Raw genomic sequence first — 19,502 nt, 5'->3', positions numbered from 1 at the left:
GATGACACAATCAATTGTATTATATGGGGGCCAATTCAATCCAATTCATACAGCACATATGGCTGTAGCAAGTGAAGTATACCATCAATTAAAGCCAGATCGTTTTTTATTTCTGCCGAGTTATATGTCACCGCTTAAAAGCCATAATGCTGAACTAAACACCTCTCATCGTTTAAAGATGTTAGAGTTGGCAACAGATGCATTGGGCTTTGGTGAGGTATGTTTAGATGAAATAGAACGACAAGGTCAAAGTTATACTTATGATACTTTAAAAGCAATTAAAGCTAAGCATCCTGATGCACAAATTTACTTTATCATCGGTACAGACCAATATGACCAATTAGATCGGTGGTATCGTATTGATGAACTCAAACAAATCGTTACGTTTGTAGTGGTTAATAGAGAAAAAGAAGTGCAGGAAGTATCAGAAGGCATGATAGCAATCAAGATACCTAGAATTGATATTAGTTCATCACTAATTCGCCAACGCGTGCAATCTGGTGAACCTATACAGGTTCTAGTTCCAAAACAAGTTGAATCATATATCAGAAGGGAGCGATTATATGAAGATTGAAGAAGCTATCAAATTAGTTGAAGAAAAATTGCCTAAGAAACGTTATAAACATTCACTAAGAGTGGCTGAAACAGCGAAACATTTAGCTGAGATCCACAAAGGGGACGTGGAAAAAGCTGAACTAGCTGGTGTCTTACATGACTTTTCAAAATATGATGACTTAGGCCATATGTACCAAATCGTAGGACAGCATAATTTAGATCCGGATTTATTAAGTTACGGTTCAGAAATTTTACATGGTCCTGTCTGTGCGGTTATTATGAAAGAGAAGTATGGTATTACAGATGAAGAAGTATTAGCTGCCATTCACTATCATACGACTGGTCGCGCACAAATGACAAAAACAGAGAAATTGGTTTTTATCGCAGATTATATTGAACCCAAAAGAGAAATACCAGGCGTTGAAGAAATTAGAGAAATGGCAGAGCAACCTGGCAACTTAGACCAAACGATATATGAAATTTCAAAAAGAACAGTACTCTTTTTAATTGGTAAAGATATCAGTGTGTACAAAGCGACGATTGATTGTTTAAACTACTACAATTTCAGTGATGAAAGAATAAAGGATGATTAAATGCAAGTAGAACAAATTTTAGACATTGCGATTAAAGCAGTTGAAAGTAAAAAAGCAGAAGAAGTCATTTCACTTAATTTAGAAGGTATTCATGACATGGCAGATTACTTTGTGGTTTGTCATGGTAATAATGAAAGACAAGTCCAAGCAATAGGCAGAGCAGTGAAAGAAGCTGCAGATAAAGAAGGTATCAATGTTTCGGTGTTTGAAGGCCTCAATGAAGCAAGATGGATTTTATTAGATTTATCTGGTGTGATCGTTCATATCTTCCATAAGGATGAACGTGGCTACTATAACATCGAAAAGCTTTATAGAGACGCACCAATGAAAACGTATGAGGAAGCTTATTAAATGAGTCAATATGAAGGCTTCAGTCAGTATTATGATGAGCTGACACAAGATCAGCCTTATGATCAGTGGTTGCATATTATTCAACAAGCCACTTCAAAACGTGACAGCATTTTAGACATTGGTTGTGGGACTGGCAGCTTAACAGCTATGCTTACTGATTTTAACAGTGTCACTGGCATGGACTTAAGTAATGATATGCTTGCGGTTGCTGCTAAAAAGTCTCATGCTGTGAGATGGATTGAAGGTGACATGACAGATTTTGAATTAGGTCAAAATTTTGATGTCATTACCATTTTATGTGACTCACTCAATTACATTACAAATCAAAGCGATGTTATTGAGACGTTTAAGCATGTATACCGACATTTAAATGATGAGGGCACTTTTATCTTCGATGTGCACTCAGTGTTTAAAATGAATACGTTATTTGCGAATCAAAACTATATTGATGAGACTGAACATATCTTCTTGGCATGGGAAGCGGTGCAAGGTGATTTACCTAACAGCGTGTGGCATGATATGACATTCTTTGAACTTCAAGACGATGGCACTTATCGTCGATTTAATGAAGAACACTTTCAAAAAACATATAGTGAGCAGGAATATATGGGTATGCTTGGAGAAGCGGGCTTTACTCAAATAGAGACATTTTATGACTTTGATTTTGAAAATCATGATGATCAAAGTGATCGTTTATTCTTCATTGTAAAAAAATAAAATAAAGTAAAATCACTCCTTTGGACGTTTTAACTATAAAGGAGTGATTTTTTATGATAGAAAACTTGAAACACTATTACCAACAATACAAACGCTATACATGGTTTGTAGTTGCAGTAGTCGTAGTTCTTGCTTTTGTCTTGTTTCATTCAATTTCAAAAAGTAATGGCCAAGAGATTGAAACAATACCTCAAAATAAGAACAACGTTCAAATGGATCATAATAACAAACAAAACTTTTCCCAAAAGAAAGAGAACAATCATGAAAACAACACAGAAGGTGAAGGAAATAAAAAATCTAAAGTTGTTGTAGTGGATGTAAAAGGCGCTGTTGAACATCCAGACATTTATGAGATGAAGGATACCCAACGTATCAAAGATGTGTTAAATAAAGCGAAACTTACAAGTAAGGCTGACTTGACGACTATCAATCTTTCAGAAAAACTTACAGATCAAAAAATGATTTTCATACCAGAAAAAGGTCAAAACCTAGCAGCTAATACTAATAACACTAATACGAGTCCACAGGGTACCAACAAAGCATCACAAGCAAAAGTTAATCTCAACAGTGCTAAAGAAAATGAATTAACGACAGTGAATGGCTTAGGCCCCTCTAAAGCAAAGGCAATCATTGAATATAGAGAAACAAAAGGACCATTTAACAGCGTAGACCAATTGAAAAATGTTAAAGGTATCGGGGAGAAATCATTCGAAAAGTTAAAAGATTCTTTCACAGTTTAGCAATAATAATTCAATACTGCGAAGAATTGTAATAAAATAGTATTGTTATATGAAAAAAGGAGGTTCAAAGTATGGACAGAATTAAATGGGAAGAATACTTTATGGCTCAAAGTCATCTGCTCTCACTTCGTTCAACATGTACAAGATTATCTGTAGGTGCAACCATCGTAAAAGATAATCGTATTATTGCTGGTGGATATAATGGATCAGTAGCAGGAGAAGTGCATTGTATCGACGAAGGTTGTTTAATGGAAGAGGGGCACTGTATTAGAACAATACATGCAGAGATGAACGCTATTCTTCAATGCGCAAAACAGGGTGTTTCAACAGAAGGGGCCACAATCTATGTGACACACTTCCCATGTTTGAACTGTACGAAATCTATTATCCAAGCCGGCATTAAAAAAATCTATTATGCAAAAGATTATCATAACCATGATTATGCATTAAAATTACTGAAACAATCAGGGATTGAATATAAAAAAATACCATTTGACGCTGATCAAGTTGCAGAATTCTTAACGAAGAAGTGATAGCTATTTGATATATATCGCACTCGCTTTTCTAGAAGGCATCTTATTCATATATAATAAGCCACTTGCATGCATACTTGCTGGCTTATTATTTTTGATGCTATACAAAAGAAAGCTATCGTTAAAAGTAACCATATTGATGTTATGTCAACTTATAATAAGTAATTGGCTTTTTTCGAGCCATATAATTACTAAAAATGAAGAAATAAATTGGTTTAGGATTCATAATCATTTGAAAGATCATATTGAAATCACACATTTAACGGTAAAAAACGATAAATACGTTGATGGATTGATAAATCTACATGGTCAATCTGTTAAATTTTTCTATTTTCCTAAGCAGCAAAAGCAATTGGAAGAATTTAAGAAGTTTCCTTTGCATATAAATTGCTTCGTAGAAGGGCAAATCAAAGTAGATCCAGATTTTAACGACACTATTTCTTTAATTGTTAAAAAATTTGATGTTAAATCATGCACTTCTGTTGGTTCAAAATCAGTGAGTGCTATTATAGAACGCCATAAAGTTTATTCACTTTCTCGTCTGAAAAACTATTCTCCTTATTGGCAAAATACTTATGCGATGATAACAGGAGATGTGAGCTATATTAATAAATCGGCTATCGAACTTGATAAAGAAATTGGCATTTATCATTTATTGGCGGTAAGCAGCTCGCATGTTGTAGTAATAGCGTCTATATTCTATTTTATTTTTAACCGGTTTTCTATTCCGCTATTTATTACTAAAACTTTCATTATCTTCGTTTTATTTTTATTCGCATACTATACTAACTTTGCGCCAAGCGCCCTCAGAGCAATTCTTTGTATGTCATTAGTTATGATTCTTCCAAAAAGATTTTATCAATCTTTATTAGATATTCTTGCTGTTGTTTTCCTCTTTTTATGTATTGTAAATCCAGATATTGTTTTTGATATTGGTTTTCAATTCTCATTTTTAATCACTTTCTTTATTATGTTAAGTGCTCCAATTTTAAAGTCATTAACTATGATTAAGTCCATGTATGTAATGACTCTCATTGCGCAAATTGGTTCATTTCTTATAAGTGCATTTCATTTTAATCAAATTCAATGGATTGGTTTTATTGCCAATTTCCTCTTTATCCCATTTTATTCGGTCATTTTATTTCCTATAGCCATCTTTACGTACTTCTATTATCAATTTTTCACCTCTAATCTAATATTAAATAAAGTGATAGATCTATCATATTGGCTTCATGATGCCGTATTACTTCCTGTTTTTAAAATCTTAACCAGTTATCGATGGTTTATAGGTGAAATGAATAGTGTTCTGTTGATAGGAACAGTCATTTGGCTTATAACTATGTTAGCAGTGCTCACACATGGAAAATTAAAAGCCTGTTCTTGCTTGTTTATTATCGGAAGTATTGTCATAACATACTATGCTTCTATGCCTCATTTAAGATTCACAGCGTTAAATGTAGGACAAGGAGATTCTTTTTTGTTTGAAACAAAATCTAGACAGCGCGTTTTAATTGATACAGGCGGAAAAGCACAAAATGAAAATGAGTTATTTAATTTTCAAAAGGCGGAAGCTGACCTTTCTCATTCCATTAGTAAGTTTCATATATTGCCTACACTTCGTAAAAGAGGTATCTCCACTTTAGACTATGTCATTATTACACATCCACATGCTGATCATATCGGAGAATTAGATTATATTATCAGTCATGTACACATCAAACATCTAATCATTAACTTTAAGAGCTATCCTACATCCGCATTAATACTGTTAAATGATATGTGTCATAAAAATAGAACCACACTATTAGATGCGAACAATATTTCTTCTTTAAATCTTGGCGATAATAAAATAGTGTTTTACAAAACAGCTATCACTCAAAGTAAAGATTTAAATGATCATTCCATCATCTCACTCATACAAACTAAATCATATAGTATATTGACAACAGGAGATGCGACGGTAAAAAATGAGCAGAAATTACTAGCAAATTATCATCTTCCTAAAATAGATATATTGAAAGTAGGTCATCATGGCAGCAAAACAAGTAATAGCGAAGCATTTTTAAAGACTATCCACCCAGAATACAGTGTGATTTCGAGCGGCCAAAATAATGTATATAAGTTGCCGAATAAAACTGTGATTGAACGATTAAGAAAAATTAACACTAAACTATACAATACACAAAACAATGGCGAAGTGACTTTTAAATTAGATAAGAAAATTGAGGTAATTACGGAACGATAATTATAAATGGTGCGGCAATCTGACAAATGATATAATACTTAAGTATGCTAATTTTGAGAGGTGCAAGTTGTGGAAAATAATATTATTACTATTTATGGCGAAGTTCCAGAGCTCATAGACAAGAAAACACAAGAACTGACACAACAGTATTTGCAAGGTGAAAAAGATGAATTCAATTATACAAGTTTCAATTTAAACGAAACAGAAATCGGTGTATGTATTGAAGAAGCTCTAACTTTACCTTTCTTCTCTGAACAGAAGGCAGTTATTATAAAAAATGCTTATATCTTTACTGGTGATAGGGGAAATAAAGAGTTAAATCATAATCTAGAACAGCTACAAGAATTTATTGAAAAATATGATGGACCTTCATTAGTAATATTTGAAGTTTATAACCCTAAGCTAGATGAGCGTAAAAAACTAGTCAAAAGTTTAAAGAAACATACAAAACTGATTAAAATTGAACAAATGTCTGAAGATGAACTTAAAAATTGGATAAAGCACACGTTAAATGAGCAATATAAAGATATTAAGCAAGATGCGTTAAACTTATTTATTGATTTAACAGGAATCAACTTCAATTTAGTAAAACAAGAATTGGAAAAAATCGTTTTATACTTAGGTGATCGTCCAACTATTACCAAACAAGATGTTGAAACCATTGTAAATAGAAGTTTGGAGCAGAATGTTTTTTTATTAACGGACTTTATACAACAAGGTAAAAAAACTGAGGCAGTAAATTTGGTAAACGATTTAATTACATTAAAGGAAGAACCTATTAAATTGCTAGCATTAATAGCTAGTAATTTCAGATTGTATTACCAATGCAAAATTCTCGCTAAAAAAGGCTATTCCCAAGCGCAAATAGCCAAAACGGTGAGTGTGCATCCATTTAGAGTCAAATTAGCTTTAAGAGCTTCTAGACAATATGATTTAAAGCATTTAATGAACATTATGAATGCGTGTGCTGAGACTGACTATAAATTAAAATCTTCGTATATGGATAAACAGCTTATTTTAGAACTCTTTATTTTATCTATCTAAAACAAAAAAAGTTCAAGCGGATGCTTGAACTTTTTCATTATTTAGCTGCAACCATTAATTTTGATTTAATGCGGTCAGCTTTATTTGAGTGAATTAAGTTAGCTTGAGCTGCTTTGTCGACTTTTTTCACAGCGATACGTACTAATTCGTTTTTGTTTTCAGCGTTTTCAGCGATAGCTGTTTTCGCACGTTTAACTGCAGTACGCATAGCATTTTTTTGAGAAATGTTTTGTGCTTCAGCTTTGTTAGTTGTTTTAATACGTTTAATAGCAGATTTAATATTTGGCATTGAATGTCACCTCCTAAAAGTGATCTATGATCATCAAATAAATATTTGATTACAACAAGAAACATTTTATCAAATGTACTATTAAACTGCAATCATTTATTTTCAATGAGGCTTTTAACCTGTGATGATTTACAGTAAAATAGACTCTATCAGTAAATGTATATGAAATTGCCATTAGTTGCAATTATGGGGCAAACACGTTATTATATCAAAGAATATCATACATAATGCTCTATTTGAATATTATGAAAGTGAGTAGATAGAATGAATAATGAAGAACGGTTAATCCGACAAGAAAATATTAGAAACTTCTCTATCATTGCCCATATTGACCATGGAAAGTCAACATTGGCTGATAGAATTTTAGAAAACACAAAAAGCGTTGAAACACGTGAGATGCAGTCACAATTATTAGATTCAATGGATTTAGAAAGAGAACGCGGTATTACAATCAAATTAAATGCCGTTAGACTTAAATATGAAGCCAAAGATGGAAAACATTATATTTTCCATTTAATCGATACACCGGGGCATGTCGATTTTACTTATGAAGTTTCTCGTTCTTTAGCAGCATGTGAAGGGGCTATTTTAGTTGTAGATGCTGCACAAGGTATTGAGGCTCAAACGTTAGCAAACGTTTATCTAGCGCTTGATAATGACTTGGAATTACTTCCAGTAGTTAATAAAATTGATTTGCCAGCTGCTGATCCTGAACGTGTGAAAAAAGAAATTGAAGACGTTATCGGTTTAGATCAAGATGATGTCGTTTTAGCAAGTGCTAAATCAAACATCGGTATTGAAGAAATTTTAGAAAAAATTGTTGAAGTTGTACCACCACCTGAAGGAGACCCATCAGCACCATTAAAAGCATTGATTTTCGATTCTGTATACGATGCATACAGAGGTGTTATTTCTTCAATTAGAATTATGGACGGCGTTGTCAAAGCCGGAGATAAAATTAAAATGATGGCAACTGGTAAAGAATTTGAAGTGACTGAAGTAGGTATTAACACACCTAAACAACTTCCAGTTGAAGAATTGACTGTTGGAGATGTAGGTTACATTATCGCCAGCATCAAAAATGTTGATGATTCTCGTGTTGGGGATACAATCACGCATACTGATAGACCAGCAGAACAACCGTTAAAAGGTTATAAGAAAATGAATCCAATGGTTTTCTGTGGATTATTCCCAATTGATAATAAGAATTATAATGATTTAAGAGAAGCTTTAGAAAAGTTACAGTTAAACGACTCATCATTAGAATTCGAACCAGAGACATCACAAGCACTTGGATTTGGATTCCGTACAGGTTTCCTTGGTATGTTGCATATGGAAATTATTCAAGAACGTATCGAAAGAGAATTCAATATAGAATTAATCGCTACGGCACCATCTGTTATTTATGAATGTATTCTAAAAAATGGCGAGAAAAAAATCGTTGATAATCCTGCACAAATGCCTGAAAGAGATCAAATTGATAAAATTTATGAACCTTATGTAAAAGCAACTATGATGGTACCAAACGATTACGTAGGTGCTGTAATGGAATTGTGCCAACGTAAACGTGGTCAATTTATCAATATGGATTATTTAGATGATATTCGAGTTAATATTATTTATGAAATTCCACTTTCAGAAGTTGTATTCGATTTCTTTGACCAATTAAAATCCAATACTAAAGGGTATGCTTCATTTGATTATGAACTTATCGGTTACAAAGAAAGTGACTTAGTAAAAATGGATATCTTACTTAACGGTGATAAAGTAGATGCTTTAAGCTTTATTGTGCATAAAGAATTCGCGTATGAACGTGGCAAAGCACTTGTTGAAAGATTGAAAACATTAATCCCAAGACAACAATTCGAAGTACCTGTTCAGGCAGCAGTCGGACATAAAATTATTGCACGTACGAACATTAAATCTATGGGTAAAAACGTTCTTGCGAAATGTTATGGCGGTGACATCAGCCGTAAACGTAAATTATTAGAAAAACAAAAAGCTGGTAAAGCTAAAATGAAAGCAGTAGGTAATGTTGAAATACCTCAAGATGCTTTCTTAGCAGTATTAAAAATGGATGAAGATTAAAAAGGTTGGGACTCTAATGTCCCAGCTTTTTATTTTGAGTTTTGTCCTAAAAGTGAGGCGAAAAGATGAAAGTAGAAAGTGCTTATATTCATATTCCATTTTGTGTCAGAATTTGTACCTACTGTGACTTCAACAAATACTTTATACAAAATCAACCAGTAGATGAGTATCTAGATTGTTTGATTGAAGAATTTAAAACCGCTGAAAATCGTGTATTAAAAACCATGTTTGTCGGTGGTGGCACACCAACAGCTTTAAATGAATCACAGCTTGAACATTTATTAAAAGCTATTAATGAACATTTCACTATAACTGATGAATACTCATTTGAAGCAAACCCAGATGAACTGACACCTACAAAGATTAAACTGTTAAAAGATTACGGTGTCAATCGCATTTCAATGGGTGTACAAACATTTGATCAAGATTTATTAAAAGTGTTGGGTCGCACGCATAATACAGCAGATATCTATCATGCGGTGGAACTTGCTAATCAATATCAAATTGACTCTATCAGTCTTGATTTAATGTACCATCTCCCTGGTCAAACACTTAAACAATTTGAAGATAGCTTAGATATAGCGTTATCAATGGATATTAACCATATATCTAGTTACGGTTTGATTCTTGAACCAAAAACGCAGTTTTATAATCTATATCGGAAAGGTAAATTAAAACTTCCAAATGAAGATGTAGGGGAAGAAATGTATGAATTATTGTTAAGTAAAATTGCACATTCTTCAATGCATCAATATGAAATATCGAATTTCAGCCAAGTAGGTCATGAATCAGAACACAATAAAGTTTATTGGAAAAATGAAGGCTATTATGGATTTGGTGCAGGCGCAAGTGGCTATGTGAACGGAGTAAGATATTCAAACGTCAATCCGGTTAATCATTATATAAAGAAAATTAAGAATGGCGAGCGTCCAATATTACATCAAACTAAGCCGACACTTCATGAACAAATGGAAGAACAGATGTTTTTAGGTTTACGCATGAATCAAGGGGTAAATAAATCAGTGTTCAATCAAAAGTTTAATGGAAATATTGATCAAATCTATAATGAAGCACTCAATGAATTAAGTAATAAAGGGTTAATTATCAATGATAATCATGCTGTTCGATTAACTGATCGTGGCAAGGTAATTGGAAATGAAGTTTTCGAAGCATTCTTGTTAGATTAAATTTTAAAAGGTCAGGGCTTTAACATTGACTTACTTTGACCAATTTGATAAATTATAATTAGCACTTGGAAGAAGAGAGTGCTAATGAGGTGGAAACATGATTACAGATAGACAATTGAGCATTTTAAATGCCATTGTTGAAGATTATGTGGATTATGGTCTACCTGTCGGATCTAAAACAATTATTGAGCGGCATAATGTAAATGTGAGTCCTGCTACTATAAGAAATGAAATGAAACAATTAGAATCATTAGGTTTAGTAGAAAAGTCTCATGCATCTTCAGGAAGGTCGCCATCATTAATGGGGTTTAGATACTATGTAGACCAACTGTTGGAAAATACTTCTCCTCTGAAAGAAACGAATAACCAACGTTTAAACAATCTGTTAATGGAATATAACTTCAATTTATCAGCTGCACTGAGTGTGTATGCAAATGAATTGTCATTATTCACACAGTATACTACGTTGGTCATGAAACCAAATCAATCAAAAGATTTAATCAGCGATGTTCATTTGTTTAACGCAACCGCTAATTTGGTTATTATGGTAATTGTGTTCGAAACAGGAAATGTTGAACATATCCAATTAGCAGTAGATGAAAAAATTTCTAAGGTGCGTTTAATTCAAATTGCGAACTACATCAAAGAACTTTATAACAATAAGGATGCTTTTGATGACGCAATGGAACATTCAAGTGACATCACAACAATACGTCAATTAACAGATTTACTCTATCAACGTGTAAATGATAGTAAGAAAGATATTTATCTTGGTGGTAAATCAAATTTAATTGATACATTGAATGAACAGAATGTGAATTCAATACAACAAATTCTTCAATATTTAGAGTCCAATAAGATATTGAAACTGTTCGAAAAAGATAATCATTCTGGAATTGATGTCAAAATAGGTACAGAAATTGATAATGGCCTAGAAGATATCTCTATCGTAATGAGTGATTATCACATTGATGAACATCTTAAAGGACACATAGCCGTTATTGGACCGACCGCTATGCGTTACCAAAATGTAATTCAATTACTATACAAAATATAGTTTTGAAATGTATTGGAGGACAGAAAATGACAGAAAAAGATCAATCAGTAAACAATGAAGAAGTTGCTGAAAATGAAGAGGCAACTGTAAATTCAAATACTGAAGAAGATACTCAATCAACTGAGAATACTGAAAACGTTCAAAATGGTTCTGAAGAGAATCAAGAAGAGAATGAAATCCAACAACTAAAAGATGAGTTAAAAGAGCAAGAAGAAAAATATTTACGTCTTTATGCAGAATTTGAAAACTACAAGAGACGTATTCAAAAAGAAAATCAAACATTAAAAACATATCAAGCTCAAAGTGTTTTAACTGATATCTTGCCGACAATAGATAATATTGAGCGCGCGTTACAAATAGAAGGTGACGATGAATCATTTAAATCTCTTCAAAAAGGGGTTCAAATGGTTTATGAAAGCTTATTACGCGCACTAAAAGAAAACGGTCTTGAAAAAATTGAAGCTTTAGGTCAACAATTTGATCCGAACTTCCATCAAGCCGTGATGCAAGATAGCGATGATTCATATGAATCAGGTGAAGTGACACAAGAGCTTCAAACAGGTTATAAATTGAAGGATCGTGTATTACGCCCTTCAATGGTTAAAGTAAATCAATAAATATAACTGATGAAATATACAACAAATGTTAATAGGAGGAATTATTAGTTATGGGTAAAATTATCGGAATTGACTTAGGTACAACAAATTCATGCGTGTCTGTTTTAGAAGGCGACGAACCAAAAGTTATTCAAAATCCAGAAGGTGCACGTACAACTCCATCAGTTGTTGCATTTAAAAATGGTGAAACTCAAGTAGGTGAAGTTGCAAAACGACAAGCAATCACAAACCCTAATACTATTCAATCAATTAAACGTGAAATGGGTACAGACCACAAAGTAGACGTTGATGGAAAATCATATACTCCACAAGAAATTTCTGCAATGATTCTTCAAAACCTAAAAAGCACTGCAGAAAGCTATTTAGGAGATAAAGTAGATAAAGCTGTAATCACTGTACCAGCATACTTCAATGATGCTGAACGTCAAGCTACTAAAGACGCTGGTAAAATTGCTGGTTTAGAAGTTGAACGTATTATCAACGAACCTACAGCAGCTGCATTAGCTTATGGTTTAGATAAAACTGACCAAGATGAAAAAGTATTAGTATTCGACCTTGGTGGCGGTACTTTCGACGTTTCTATTCTTGAATTAGGTGACGGTGTATTCGAAGTATTATCAACAGCAGGTGACAACAAACTTGGTGGTGACGACTTTGACCAAGTCATCATTGACTACCTAGTTTCAGAATTCAAAAAAGAAAACAGCATTGACTTATCACAAGACAAAATGGCATTACAACGTTTGAAAGATGCTGCTGAAAAAGCTAAAAAAGACTTATCTGGCGTATCTCAAACTCAAATTTCATTACCATTCATCTCTGCAGGTGAAAGTGGTCCATTACACTTAGAAATCACACTTACTCGTTCTAAATTCGAAGAACTTTCTGATGACTTAGTACGTCGTACAATGGAACCTACACGTCAAGCATTAAAAGATGCTGGCTTAACAAGCAAAGATATTGATGAAGTTATCCTTGTTGGTGGTTCTACACGTATCCCAGCTGTTCAAGAAGCAGTTAAAAAAGAAATCGGTAAAGAACCAAACAAAAGTGTAAACCCTGACGAAGTTGTAGCTATGGGTGCTGCAATCCAAGGTGGCGTTATCTCTGGTGATGTTAAAGACGTTGTATTATTAGATGTAACTCCATTATCATTAGGTATCGAAATCATGGGTGGTCGTATGAATACGTTAATCGATCGTAATACAACTATCCCAACTTCAAAATCACAAGTTTATTCAACAGCAGCAGATAACCAACCAGCTGTAGATATTCACGTATTACAAGGTGAACGTCCAATGGCTTCAGACAACAAAACATTAGGACGCTTCTCATTAACTGATATTCCACCAGCTCCACGTGGTGTACCTCAAATCGAAGTAACATTTGATATCGACAAAAACGGTATTGTAAACGTTACTGCTAAAGACTTAGGTACAAACAAAGAGCAAAATATCACAATCGAATCTAGCTCTGCACTTTCAGATGAAGAAATCGATCAAATGGTTAAAGATGCTGAACAAAACGCAGAAGCTGATAAAAAACGCCGTGAAGAAAGTGATTTACGCAACGAAGCTGACAGCTTAGTATTCCAAGTTGAAAAAACATTAAAAGACTTAGCTGACAATATTGGCGAAGACGATAAAAAACAAGCTGAAGATAAAAAAGAAGAATTGAAAAAAGCACTTGAAGGCGACGATCTAGATGATATCAAAGCTAAAAAAGAAGAACTTGAAAAAGTAGTTCAAGATTTATCAATGAAAGTTTACCAACAAGCTCAACAAGCACAAGAACAACAACAAGGTGGAGAAGCGTCTAACAACAGTGACGTAGAAGATGCAGATTTCACTGAAGTTAAAGATGATGACAACAAAGATAATAAATAAGTTCATGCTTTCTCATAAGAGCAGCTTTAACTTAATACAGATAAAAGCGGCTTCTTAAAAATTTAAGTCAAAGTCAATTGTACATTGGCTTTGACTTTTTATTATTTAACGAACTATACTTTAAAAGGTATAATTATTCTAAACTAGCAGAAAGATAAGGAGAGATTACAGTGGCAAAAAGAGACTATTATGAAGTCTTAGGTGTCAGTAAAGATGCGTCAAAGGACGAGATAAAAAAAGCCTACCGTAAATTATCCAAAAAATATCATCCAGATATTAATAAAGAAGAAGGCGCAGATGAAAAATTCAAAGAAATCACTGAAGCTTATGAAGTGCTAAGTGATCAAAATAAACGTGCTAACTATGATCAATTTGGTCATAATGGTCCGCAAGGCGGCTTCGGTGGCCAAGGTTTCGGCGGTCAAGACTTTAGTGGCGGCTTCGGCGGCGGCTTTGAAGATATATTTAGTTCATTCTTTGGCGGCGGCGGTGCACAACGTGATCCTAATGCACCACGTAAAGGTGACGATTTACAGTACACAATGACAATTTCATTTGAGGAAGCTGTATTTGGTGCTGAAAAAGAAATTTCAATTCGTAAAGAAGTGAAATGTGAAACTTGTGACGGTTCAGGTGCAAAACCTGGTTCTAAAAAGAAAACATGTCACTACTGTAATGGTTCAGGCCATGTAGCAGTTGAGCAAAATACAATTCTTGGACGTGTTAGAACTGAAAAAGTTTGTCCAGTATGTAATGGTACCGGTGAAGAAATTGAAGAACCATGCCCAACATGTCACGGCAAAGGTACACAAACTAAAAATGTTAAAATCAAAGTTAAGGTACCCGAAGGTGTCGACACTGACCAACAAATCCGTTTAGCTGGTGAAGGTGCACCAGGCCATAATGGCGGACCACAAGGTGACTTATATGTTGTGTTCAGAGTTAAACCTTCTGATACATTCATTCGTGAAGGCGATGACATCTTCTATAACTTAAATATCAGCTTCCCGCAAGCTGCGTTAGGTGATGAAGTTAAAGTACCAACATTAAATGGTGAAGTTATTTTAACGGTTCCAGAAGGTACACAAGATGGCAAACAATTCCGCATGAAAGATAAAGGTGTTAAAAATGTTCACGGCTATGGTCATGGCGACTTATTTGTTAATATCAATGTAGTAACACCAACTAAGTTAAGTGAGAAACAAAAATCATTAATGCGTGAATTTGCGGAGCTGAGCGGTGAAGAAATTGAAGAACAACCTTCTAACTTCAAAGAGCGCGCACGTAGATTCTTTAAAGGAGAATAACAATAATGAACTGGGTGGAACTTTCAATTGTAGTCAATCATGAAGCACAAGATGCAAGTACGAATCTTTTAGAAGACTATGGCTCAAATGGTGTGGTTATCGAGGATTCAGAGGACTTAAAAGGCAATTTAAAAGATAAATTCGGTGAAATTTATGAATTGAATCCTGAAGACTATCCTGAACATGGTGTCAGAATTAAAGCTTACTTTAATGAGTTGGAGTACTCAGATAATCTGAAAGAAAATATTATAAAATCTATCAAATCACTGGATACATTAAATGAAGACGTATTCAGTTATTCTGAACAATCACTTCAAGAACAAGATTGGGAAAATGAATGGAAAAATTATTTTCATCCATTTAGAGCATCTGAAAGATTTACAATTGTACCGAGTTGGGAAGCATACGATAAAGAAAATAATGACGAATTATGCATTGAACTAGACCCAGGCATGGCATTTGGTACAGGCGATCATCCAACAACCAGCATGTGCTTAAAAGCCATTGAAACATATGTCAAACCAGAACATTCTGTGATTGATGTGGGTACTGGATCAGGTATTTTAAGTATTGCATGTTCATTGTTAGGTGTTAAACGCATCAAAGCACTTGATTTAGATGAACTAGCAATTAAAGTCGCAAAAGAAAATTTTCAAAAGAACGCTTGTGCTGATTCAATTGAAACGACAACCGGTAATTTATTACAAGGCGAAACAGAAAAATATGATGTTGTAATCGCAAATATATTGGCGCATATTATTGAAGAAATGATAGATGACGCTTATAATACTCTAAATGAAGATGGTTTATTTATCACATCTGGTATTATTGAAGAAAAAAGCAATGAAATTATAGAACATATGAAGCGTACAGGTTTTAATATCATTTCTATTAATCACGACAACGGTTGGGTATGTATCGTTGGAGAGAAAGAGAGCAAATAATATGCAAAGATATTTTATAAATCAAAACGCTGATGAAAGTCAGCGTTTTTTTATTACAGATAAAGATGATATGCATCATATTTCTAATGTGATGCGTCGTCAAACCGGCGATCATATCATCGTAACTTTTGAAGACTTGAAAGTTTATTTATGTGAAATTACAGCAATTAACAATGAGGGTATTGAAGTGCAATTAATTGAAGAACGATCAAATGACACAGAACTGCCCGTTGAAGTAACCATTTGTAGTGGACTAATTAAAGCCGATAAATATGAATGGTTATTACAAAAGTCTACTGAATTAGGTGCATCTCATTTTATCGCCGTTCAAATGGATCGTTCAGTAGTGAAACTAAATCAAAGCAAAGCTGATAAAAAATTGATACGTTGGAATAAAATCGTAAAAGAGGCAGCAGAACAAAGTTATCGCCTTGTAATCCCAACTATCGAATTTATATCGAATTTAAAGTCAGTATATGTTAATATAGATAAATATGATTATGTACTAGTCGCTTATGAAGATGCAGCAAAAGAAGGCGAGATGAGTGAGTTTAAACGCGCACTCAAACAATTCAGCAAAGGAGATCGTGTATTAATTATTTTCGGACCTGAAGGCGGCTTAAGCCCCGCTGAAATACAAATGTTCGAAGATAAGAGCTACATAGTCGGTCTAGGTCATCGAATTTTAAGAGCAGAGACAGCTCCGCTCTATGCGCTTAGTGCAATGAGTTATGAAAAAGAATTAATGGGGTGAAATAAATGTCAACAGTCGCTTTTCATACTTTAGGTTGTAAAGTGAACCACTATGAAACTGAAGCAATTTGGCAATTATTTAAAGATGCCGGCTATGATCGTGTTGAATTTGATACTAATGCCGATGTCTTTGTTATAAATACATGTACAGTCACAAATACAGGTGATAAAAAAAGTAGACAAGTTATTCGACGTGCAATCAGAAAAAATCCTGATGCAGTTGTATGTGTTACAGGATGTTATGCACAAACATCATCAGCAGAAATCATGGATATTCCAGGCGTTGATGTTGTAGTCGGTACACAAGATAGAACAAAATTACTAGGTTATATCGAAGAATTTAAAGCAGAACGCCAACCTATTAATGGTGTAGGCAATATCATGAAAAATCGTACATATGAGGAATTAGATGTACCTTATTTCACTGATAGAACACGTGCTTCTTTAAAAATCCAAGAAGGTTGCAACAACTTCTGTACATTCTGTATTATTCCATGGGCTCGTGGATTAATGCGTTCAAGAAATCCTGAAAAAGTAGTTGAACAAGCAACAACACTAGTCAATTCAGGTTATAAAGAAATTGTGTTAACTGGTATTCATACTGGCGGTTACGGTCAAGATTTAAAAGACTATAACTTAGCACAACTCTTACGCGACCTAGAAACAGTAGATGGACTTGAAAGAATTCGTATTTCATCTATCGAAGCCAGCCAATTAACGGATGAAGTCATTGATGTAATTAAGCATTCAAATAAAGTCGTACGTCACTTACACGTACCTTTACAATCTGGTTCAGATACTGTATTAAAACGTATGAGACGTAAGTATTCAATGGCACACTTCTCTGAACGATTAATGAAATTACATGAAGCGTTACCAGGTTTAGCTGTTACAAGTGACGTAATTGTAGGCTTCCCAGGAGAAACTGAAGAAGAATTCCAAGAAACGTATGATTTCATTTTAGATCATCATTTCTCAGAATTACACGTATTCCCATACTCAGCACGTACAGGTACACCAGCAGCCAGAATGGATGATCAAATTGATGAAAGTGTTAAGAATGAACGTGTTCATAAGTTAATAGAGTTAAGTAACCAATTAGCGAAAGAATATGCGTCTCACTTTGATCAAAAAGTATTAGAAGTGATTCCTGAAGAGCATGGTGAAAAACCAGGCACATTAGTAGGTTATGCAGATAACTACATGAAAGTTGAATTTGAAGGCGATGATTCACTGATTGGTGAATTAGTACGTGTTAAAATTACAGAAGCAGGCTATCCTTTAAATAAAGGCTATGTTACTCGTGTGATTGATCATGCGACAAACAGCAGCGAATTCACTGCTATTGTATAAGCTACAAAAAATTAATTATTCTAATTGACCACAACAACCACATATATTATAATTAGCATTGCATGGTTTATAAAAAACTATGCAAACGAATTTTAAAGTTCCGTTGTTATTTGGAGGGAGGGAAATACAGATGTCTAAAACAGTAGTCCGTAAAAACGAATCACTTGAAGATGCATTACGCCGTTTCAAACGCTCAGTTTCTAAAAGCGGTACAATTCAAGAAGTACGTAAACGTGAATTTTACGAAAAACCAAGTGTTAAACGTAAAAAGAAATCAGAAGCTGCACGTAAACGTAAATTCAAATAATTATTAAGTCTGTTGACTCCCTCAACAAACAATTAATTATTATAAAATGCAGTTTAAAATGCCCTAAGTTTTACATTGTTGTAAAGCTTAGGGTTTTTTCTTATGCTTGGATGCTTAATAATATATTTTTTCTATTGATGTTAAAATAATTCGATAATCCTATAATTACACTAAGCAATCATGTATAATGAACCTTGAGAGCGAGGTGAATCTATGGCATATCAAGCTGAAATCCTACATAATATTTCGGTATTTCAGGCAAGTTCAAATCCTACATTACATCAAATCAGTGATTTCATCACTAGTCCTTTTATTTCATTAATTTTAACCTGTATCATCTTTTTAGGTTTTCTTTATCAACTCTATTCTAAACGTATTAACTTTCCAGGTATTCTTGCTGCATTAGCCTTATTAGTATTATTTCTTGGCTACTTGATTCAAGGGGAAGTTTCATTAATTTCTGTTGGATTATTCTCAATAGGGGTTATATTGCTCGTGATTGAGTTATTTGTTATTGGTGCAGTAATAGGTATCATTGGAATGGTTCTCATCACAATTAGTATGGTTATGCTTGGCGAAAATATCCTATGGATGCTAGTCAATGTTATAATCGCGTTAATACTGACAATTATAGAATGGGTGATATTAGTGAAAGGTTACAACAAAAAGGTTTCGCTGTTTGAAAAAGTAATACTGAGAGATTCAACAACGTCTGAAGCTGGCTATACTTCACACGATGACCGCTCTAATTTAGTAGGACAAACTGCTATCACTTTAACAGAATTACGTCCTGCAGGTATGATTTCATTAAACGATGAACGTATTGATGCAGTATCAGATGGAACATTTATTCAAAGAGATGTAGAAGTCAAAGTAACAGAAGTTGAAGGCTCGAGAGTAGTTGTCAGAGAAGTTCAAAAAAACACATAAAACTAG

General features: G+C 33.8%; 20 protein-coding genes. 19 read left to right on the top strand and 1 reads right to left on the bottom strand.

Going from position 1 to position 19,502, the window contains the following annotated elements:
• The first annotated feature begins 1 nt into the window (after position 1).
• From ACFCT9_RS03540 to holA, 8 genes are all read left to right on the top strand, one after another.
• Positions 2 to 574, top strand: a complete 573-nt coding sequence (locus ACFCT9_RS03540; RefSeq protein ID WP_412520926.1) for a nicotinate-nucleotide adenylyltransferase — start codon at positions 2 to 4, stop codon at positions 572 to 574.
• Positions 564 to 1,148: a bis(5'-nucleosyl)-tetraphosphatase (symmetrical) YqeK gene (gene yqeK / locus ACFCT9_RS03535; RefSeq protein WP_412520924.1), complete on the top strand. Its 585-nt coding sequence runs from the start codon at positions 564 to 566 to the stop codon at positions 1,146 to 1,148. Before ACFCT9_RS03540 ends, yqeK begins: the two co-directional genes overlap by 11 nt.
• A complete protein-coding gene (gene rsfS, locus ACFCT9_RS03530; RefSeq protein WP_412520922.1) occupies positions 1,149 to 1,499 on the top strand; it encodes a ribosome silencing factor in 351 nt (116 codons plus the stop codon).
• The gene (locus tag ACFCT9_RS03525; RefSeq protein WP_412520920.1) at positions 1,500 to 2,216 is read left to right on the top strand and encodes a class I SAM-dependent DNA methyltransferase; all 717 of its coding nucleotides are present in this window, start codon (positions 1,500 to 1,502) and stop codon (positions 2,214 to 2,216) included.
• Positions 2,217 to 2,269: 53 nt separating this feature from the next.
• Positions 2,270 to 2,956, top strand: a complete 687-nt coding sequence (locus tag ACFCT9_RS03520) for a helix-hairpin-helix domain-containing protein (protein WP_412520918.1) — start codon at positions 2,270 to 2,272, stop codon at positions 2,954 to 2,956.
• A gap of 71 nt (positions 2,957 to 3,027) precedes the next feature.
• Entirely contained in the window at positions 3,028 to 3,489 is a 462-nt protein-coding gene (locus ACFCT9_RS03515) for a ComE operon protein 2 (protein ID WP_412520916.1), read from the top strand.
• Positions 3,490 to 3,721: 232 nt separating this feature from the next.
• On the top strand, positions 3,722 to 5,734 hold the full coding sequence (locus tag ACFCT9_RS03510) for a DNA internalization-related competence protein ComEC/Rec2 (protein WP_412520914.1): 2,013 nt from the start codon (positions 3,722 to 3,724) through the stop codon (positions 5,732 to 5,734).
• 69 nt (positions 5,735 to 5,803) lie between these two features.
• Complete coding sequence (gene holA / locus ACFCT9_RS03505) at positions 5,804 to 6,778, top strand: DNA polymerase III subunit delta (RefSeq protein ID WP_412520912.1); 975 nt, start codon at positions 5,804 to 5,806, stop codon at positions 6,776 to 6,778.
• A gap of 37 nt (positions 6,779 to 6,815) precedes the next feature.
• Here the strand turns inward: holA and rpsT are convergent, their stop codons facing one another.
• Positions 6,816 to 7,067 (bottom strand): 30S ribosomal protein S20, encoded by a 252-nt coding sequence (gene rpsT / locus ACFCT9_RS03500; protein ID WP_412520907.1) that lies wholly within the window; start codon positions 7,065 to 7,067, stop codon positions 6,816 to 6,818.
• Between the two features lie 264 nt (positions 7,068 to 7,331).
• Between rpsT and lepA the strand changes: the two genes are divergently transcribed.
• From lepA to ACFCT9_RS03445, 11 genes are all read left to right on the top strand, one after another.
• Positions 7,332 to 9,155 carry a translation elongation factor 4 gene (gene lepA, locus ACFCT9_RS03495; protein WP_412520905.1) on the top strand — a complete coding sequence of 608 codons (1,824 nt, stop codon included), beginning with the start codon at positions 7,332 to 7,334 and terminating at the stop codon, positions 9,153 to 9,155.
• Between the two features lie 65 nt (positions 9,156 to 9,220).
• On the top strand, positions 9,221 to 10,342 hold the full coding sequence (gene hemW / locus ACFCT9_RS03490; protein ID WP_412520903.1) for a radical SAM family heme chaperone HemW: 1,122 nt from the start codon (positions 9,221 to 9,223) through the stop codon (positions 10,340 to 10,342).
• 97 nt (positions 10,343 to 10,439) lie between these two features.
• Positions 10,440 to 11,399, top strand: coding sequence for a heat-inducible transcriptional repressor HrcA (gene hrcA / locus ACFCT9_RS03485; protein WP_412520901.1), 960 nt, complete (start codon positions 10,440 to 10,442; stop codon positions 11,397 to 11,399).
• A 26-nt stretch (positions 11,400 to 11,425) separates the two neighbouring features.
• Positions 11,426 to 12,016: a nucleotide exchange factor GrpE gene (gene grpE / locus ACFCT9_RS03480; RefSeq protein WP_412520899.1), complete on the top strand. Its 591-nt coding sequence runs from the start codon at positions 11,426 to 11,428 to the stop codon at positions 12,014 to 12,016.
• A gap of 50 nt (positions 12,017 to 12,066) precedes the next feature.
• The gene (gene dnaK, locus ACFCT9_RS03475; protein WP_412520897.1) at positions 12,067 to 13,902 is read left to right on the top strand and encodes a molecular chaperone DnaK; all 1,836 of its coding nucleotides are present in this window, start codon (positions 12,067 to 12,069) and stop codon (positions 13,900 to 13,902) included.
• Between the two features lie 170 nt (positions 13,903 to 14,072).
• Entirely contained in the window at positions 14,073 to 15,209 is a 1,137-nt protein-coding gene (gene dnaJ / locus ACFCT9_RS03470; RefSeq protein ID WP_412520895.1) for a molecular chaperone DnaJ, read from the top strand.
• Positions 15,210 to 15,214: 5 nt separating this feature from the next.
• A complete protein-coding gene (gene prmA / locus ACFCT9_RS03465; protein ID WP_412520893.1) occupies positions 15,215 to 16,153 on the top strand; it encodes a 50S ribosomal protein L11 methyltransferase in 939 nt (312 codons plus the stop codon).
• A 1-nt stretch (position 16,154) separates the two neighbouring features.
• On the top strand, positions 16,155 to 16,907 hold the full coding sequence (locus ACFCT9_RS03460; RefSeq protein ID WP_412520891.1) for a 16S rRNA (uracil(1498)-N(3))-methyltransferase: 753 nt from the start codon (positions 16,155 to 16,157) through the stop codon (positions 16,905 to 16,907).
• Between the two features lie 5 nt (positions 16,908 to 16,912).
• Positions 16,913 to 18,259, top strand: coding sequence for a tRNA (N(6)-L-threonylcarbamoyladenosine(37)-C(2))-methylthiotransferase MtaB (gene mtaB, locus ACFCT9_RS03455; protein WP_412520889.1), 1,347 nt, complete (start codon positions 16,913 to 16,915; stop codon positions 18,257 to 18,259).
• 130 nt (positions 18,260 to 18,389) lie between these two features.
• Complete coding sequence (gene rpsU, locus ACFCT9_RS03450; protein ID WP_000048060.1) at positions 18,390 to 18,566, top strand: 30S ribosomal protein S21; 177 nt, start codon at positions 18,390 to 18,392, stop codon at positions 18,564 to 18,566.
• Between the two features lie 213 nt (positions 18,567 to 18,779).
• Positions 18,780 to 19,496, top strand: a complete 717-nt coding sequence (locus ACFCT9_RS03445; protein WP_412520883.1) for an NfeD family protein — start codon at positions 18,780 to 18,782, stop codon at positions 19,494 to 19,496.
• Positions 19,497 to 19,502 lie beyond the last annotated feature (6 nt).

This window comes from Staphylococcus simulans, assembly GCF_047037175.1.
Classification (GTDB): domain Bacteria; phylum Bacillota; class Bacilli; order Staphylococcales; family Staphylococcaceae; genus Staphylococcus; species Staphylococcus simulans_C.
Note: the sequence above shows the minus strand (reverse complement) of the source record. Positions and strands in the feature narration are given on the sequence as shown.